2 protein-coding genes are annotated in these 2,050 nt (G+C 42.9%); both read left to right on the top strand.

The window, feature by feature from the left end; translation table 11 throughout:
* Nucleotides 1-447: 447 nt before the first annotated feature.
* Nucleotides 448-1,083: an LPP20 family lipoprotein gene (locus tag Q0688_RS16825; protein WP_273105198.1), complete on the top strand. Its 636-nt coding sequence runs from the start codon at nucleotides 448-450 to the stop codon at nucleotides 1,081-1,083.
* A partial coding sequence (locus tag Q0688_RS16820) for a flagellar assembly protein T N-terminal domain-containing protein (protein ID WP_299079502.1) occupies nucleotides 1,083-2,050 on the top strand: 968 nt, incomplete at its 3' end. The genes Q0688_RS16825 and Q0688_RS16820, both read left to right, overlap by 1 nt.

The following is a 2,050-nucleotide window of genomic DNA, read 5'->3' as shown; positions in this document are numbered from 1 at the left end:
TAAGCTTGATTCTAAGGCATTTATCATACGCCACCTCCCGTCTTGTATCGGAATAAGTATAGACGCAAATAAAATTGACACGAGATTTTTAAATTTCAGTTAGAATGCCCATATAACGAGCAACAAACTTGTATCGAATAACGTATTTATTGTAGATTGAGCAGACTGAATTTTAATCAAATAGCTTGATGGATAAGTTATAAAAGGGGGATAGTGATGAACTTAAAAGGGATTAGTATCCTCATGGCCATGGTGCTGACCACTCTCTTGTCAGGCTGCTCTTATCATCAATACTATGAATGCCCAAGCCCTCAAAATGTTTTATCCATGCAGAATATGCACGTCTTACCGGTGCAGACCATTGCAATAACACCCGCGCCAGTGCCGCCAACAACGGAAAAAACTACTATTTACCGGGTTTACTAAATTACTCAAGGAGCCGCTTTAATGAATATCATTAGCAAACTGATTGTACTAACTTCTACCTCAATGGTATTGGCTGCTTGTACACACACACCTTTTACAATGACTAAATCCTGTACTGCGAGCTCGCCATGTGTAGGATCGGCACCAAGTACAATGATTGCAGCACCTCAGTATCAAGCTACTCCAGCTCCAACTGTGAAAGAAACTGAGATTATTGAGGTCATGCCTAGAGAACCTATCATCGTGAGATCCACTGGATACTCAGCTCCGCCTACGGGAAAATCTTTCAGCCGCTCACAAAATCGACTAATGACGATGCGTGGCTCCAAAATCGATGCTCTGCGAAACTTAGCAGAACGCGTTTATGGTGTAGAAATTAATGCCAACAACTCCGTAAGTAATATGATTGCACAGTCTGATGAGATCAGAGCCTACGTAGATGCCTACTTAGTTGGAGCAAAAGTTGTTTCACAAAGAGAATTGGAAGACGGCACGTTTGAAACCGTTGTTGAACTAGCACTGCAACAAAATTTCAGACAATGTGTAAGCTCTGTCGAAGCACTAAGATCAAACCCAAACTGCTTGACTAAAAATAGCTACAAAGTGTCAGCACCAGGCAGCAACCAAATTCCTACGTCATTTTATAGCGTTCAATAATGATTAAAGTCGTCATCTCATGCCTTGCGTTTTTTTTGAGTTCAAACCTCTTCAGTCAAAAGATCGAAGCGCAAGGCCAAGCAATCATTTACAACCAAGACATAAACGATGCACGCTACAGGGCGACACAACAAGCGATCAAGCAAGCATCGCTGCAAGCAAGTGCGAGCATTCGTAGCAATGAGATGATGCAAAATGGCGTTATTAGCTCTAATACATCCATACAATCCGCCGCCCAAGTAAATAACGTAAATATCATTTCCGAACAAATTTTTGATGATATCCTAAGCGTTACTATCGAAACACGCATACAGCCTGAGAGCATGTGTAAGAATGGATCCGTAAACCCTTACCGAAAATCGGTTGGCATCACAGGATTTGCATTACAGGTACCACAGCAGGCCAATTTAGGCGCACTACATAACATCGGCCGGGAGCTACCAAAGAGTTTAGTGGACGCCATCAATCAGCAAGGTTACTTGCGCGCACTGTCTGCCACAAATATCAGTGTCTACCCTGATCTAATTAACGCCCCCACTTCTGCGAACAATGATGGTTCTCTCACTGATGTGGCAAGAATTGGTGAAGATCTTGGTGTTCAATATGTTATCAGTGGCGTTATCCGAGACATTGGTGAACTCTATCCAAAACACCCAAACCAGAAAACACCACTCAACTCATTACTAAGCTGGGCAAACAAAGAAGATGGTCAGCGAAAGTTTGTGCTCGACCTATACCTTTATGATGGTTTCAGCGGCGCGCTAATTTTTCAACATCGCTATGATGAAATAGGCGAATGGGACACCAATGAGACCAATAAAGTTGGTTTTGGTAGCGCCAAGTTCTGGCAACTGCATTACGGCAAAGTAGTCGCCCAAACACTCAAAGACATGTCTATCGATGCAAGCGATGACCTCACCTGCCAACCCTTTGTTGCCAACATATTCCGAACTGAAAGCAACCGCAT

The organism is uncultured Paraglaciecola sp., from assembly GCF_937123705.1.
In the GTDB taxonomy this organism is placed as follows: domain Bacteria; phylum Pseudomonadota; class Gammaproteobacteria; order Enterobacterales; family Alteromonadaceae; genus Paraglaciecola.
Note: the sequence above shows the minus strand (reverse complement) of the source record. Positions and strands in the feature narration are given on the sequence as shown.